The sequence below is a fragment of the Paraburkholderia sp. genome, from assembly GCF_034668105.1.
Lineage (GTDB): Bacteria > Pseudomonadota > Gammaproteobacteria > Burkholderiales > Burkholderiaceae > Paraburkholderia.
This window is the reverse complement of sequence record NZ_JAXDPY010000216.1, coordinates 1-2,578: the sequence shown is the minus strand read 5'-3', so window position 1 is coordinate 2,578 and position 2,578 is coordinate 1. Positions and strand designations below refer to the sequence as shown.

Annotated in this window: 4 protein-coding genes; 3 read left to right on the top strand and 1 reads right to left on the bottom strand. The window is 59.7% G+C overall.

The genetic code is table 11. The features are described from left to right. Positions 1 to 46: 46 nt before the first annotated feature. The 3 genes from QOC89_RS10155 to QOC89_RS10145 all read left to right on the top strand — a co-directional run bounded on the left by QOC89_RS10155 (position 47) and on the right by QOC89_RS10145 (position 2,178). On the top strand, positions 47 to 250 hold the full coding sequence (locus tag QOC89_RS10155) for a DUF3562 domain-containing protein (protein ID WP_323044890.1): 204 nt from the start codon (positions 47 to 49) through the stop codon (positions 248 to 250). A gap of 147 nt (positions 251 to 397) precedes the next feature. Then, the gene (locus QOC89_RS10150) at positions 398 to 1,501 is read left to right on the top strand and encodes an NAD(P)/FAD-dependent oxidoreductase (RefSeq protein ID WP_323044889.1); all 1,104 of its coding nucleotides are present in this window, start codon (positions 398 to 400) and stop codon (positions 1,499 to 1,501) included. 215 nt (positions 1,502 to 1,716) lie between these two features. After that, positions 1,717 to 2,178: a GNAT family N-acetyltransferase gene (locus tag QOC89_RS10145; protein ID WP_323044888.1), complete on the top strand. Its 462-nt coding sequence runs from the start codon at positions 1,717 to 1,719 to the stop codon at positions 2,176 to 2,178. A gap of 27 nt (positions 2,179 to 2,205) precedes the next feature. Here the strand turns inward: QOC89_RS10145 and QOC89_RS10140 are convergent. Then, positions 2,206 to 2,578 (bottom strand): Imm8 family immunity protein (locus tag QOC89_RS10140; protein WP_323044887.1); only part of this gene is annotated, 373 nt, incomplete at its 5' end.

Here is a 2,578-nt window from a genome sequence, read left to right as displayed (position 1 = left end):
ATCCGCGTGACAGCCCACCTATCCACCCGCTGTCCCGGAGATATTCATGTCCCAACCCGAGCCTAACGTCGACGAACTGGTGAGAAGCATCGCTGAGGAAACCGACACGCCCACGGAAACGGTCTCCAAGATGTATGCGGACACACTGGCCGACTACCGGCACGAAGCGCGTGTGTTCGATTACGTGCCCCTGTTCGCCGCGAAGAAAGTACGCGACAAGCTGCGTCATCCGTCGAAGCACAAACACTGATACGGCGGCGCGCGGAGACCACCGCCTGCCTGGCACCACTTTGAATCGACCGGTTCGCTCGTGTGCCGATGCACCTGAATCGCGCACCGCTTTATTTTTCCCGCTGCTAGACTCTGACCCGGATACATCGACTCGGGGGAAGATGGCATGCGGGTGACAATCGTAGGCGCGGGTATCGCCGGTTTGAGCACGGCGTGGTCGCTCGTGAAGCTGGGGCACGACATCACGCTGATCGAGCAGGGCTCGATTCCGAATCCACTCGCCGCCTCGGGCGACCGGCATCGCATGATCCGGCGCGCGTATGGCAATGCCGACGGCTATGCACGCACCATCGCCGAGGCACTCGATAGTTGGGATCTGCTGTGGAATGACCTGGGCGTCTCCCACTATGCGGACTGCGGCGTGCTCGGCATTTCACAACGCGCGGGTGATGGCGCCGAGCTATTCCGCGCCGGCCTCGACCGGATGCAATTCGACTATGAACGGCTCGATCCGCAGGAAGCGGCCGAGCGTTATCCGTTTCTCGACCCTGCCACGATTCGCTATGCCTACCTCGATCACGATGGGGGCGCGCTGTTTAGCGAACGCATTGCGCGCGACATGAAAGCGTGGCTCAAGATGCGCGGCGCGGAGATTCGCACGCACACCAAGGTGCTCGCGGTGGATGCGCACGCGGCCTCTGTGCGGATCGAAGACGACACGACCATTCGCGCCGACCGGCTCGTGGTGGCTACGGGTGCGTGGACGCTGCAACTGTTTCCCGCGCTCGCCGAAAACCTGGTGACTTATCGCAACGTGGTTGCCTATATGGAGCCGCCGGCGGACCTGGAGGAGGCGTGGTCGAATGCGCCTGCCATCGTCGATATTGGCGGTGATAGCGACGGCTACGTGCTGCCGCCCATCGATGGCGTCGGCCTGAAGTTCGGCGCCGGTGCGGTCAAATCGCGTGCGCCTGATCCCGATGCGAATCGCGTGGCGGCGCCTGGAGAAGGCGATAGTCTACGTCGGCTGTTTGCGCCGCCGTTCAGGCGGATCGACGAATATGCGGTCACCGAAGTCAAAACCTGTGCCTACACGTTTACGGCGGACAAACGCTTCTTTTCGAAGCGCTTCGGCAACACGCTGGTGGTGTCGGCATGTTCTGGTCACGGCTATAAATTCGGCGCGGCAGTCGGGCGCCGGGTCGCGCAAGCGCTGGATACGGATGACGATGTCACGCTCGCGCGTTGGCTTAGGGCGGAAGCGGTTTAGGGTTTCTTTGTTTTCGCACTACCGTGCCTGCTTCAGCGGCGTGTGCCTGATTGTTCGCACGAACCTTCATTCGACATCAAGAGGCCGTAGCCCAGATTCGTGGTTCCAAATTCTGGTCGCATTGTGGCGCTAACAATGGCGCTGCAAATTCCTTATGCTGACGGTTCTGGCGTCGCCGTTCGCCTGCAACGATAAACCCATAAGGAACCACACCCATGTCCGATGCGATTCATATCCGCCCCGTCACGGCCGCCGACTTCGACGCCTGGCTGCCACTGTGGGACGCCTATAACGCGTTCTACGGTCGCTCGGGCGAAACGGCATTGCCCCGTGAGATCACACGAGTCACATGGGGACGGTTCTTCGATGCCTATGAGCCAATGCACGCGATGGTCGCTGAACGCAACGGCGAGTTGCTCGGCCTTGTGCATTTTCTGTATCACCGTCATACCACCATGGTGGCGCCGACCTGCTACCTGCAGGATCTCTACACGCTGGACGCGGAGCGCGGCAATGGGGTCGGCCGGGCGCTGATCGAAGCGGTGTATGCGCGGGCAAAAGCGGACGGGGTGCAGCGCGTCTACTGGCAAACGCATGAGACGAATCACACGGCGATGAAGCTGTACGACAAGGTCGCGGAACGGTCGGGCTTTGTGGTTTATCGGAAGGCGCTGTGAACTGACCAGGCAGGCTCTTCCAGCCGCTTATGGCTGCATGCCTTCAAACTCCCAATATGCATAGCGCGCGATCTTCTGCGCGATGGTTAGCCAGTCGTTACCGCTGAATCGCCACACCAATCGCTCACATTGATCGGTAATTAAGTCGAGGCTATATTTCTCCACAATCAGGAAGTGACGGGCCCAACGAGCGGGTGCATCTCTTTCGAGTTCTTCGACAAGCCACTGCGGCGTGCAAACGAAAAGCTCAAAATAATCTACTCCCGACTCCCCTTTCGGACCAATCGCAAGGCGAATCCATGTGCCGAAATTATCTCGCTCAACGGGCTGATAGAGTTCGAGAATGTCTTCCATCTCGACCGAATAGAACTTTCTGATTTCTACGTTCATGGCGCGATGT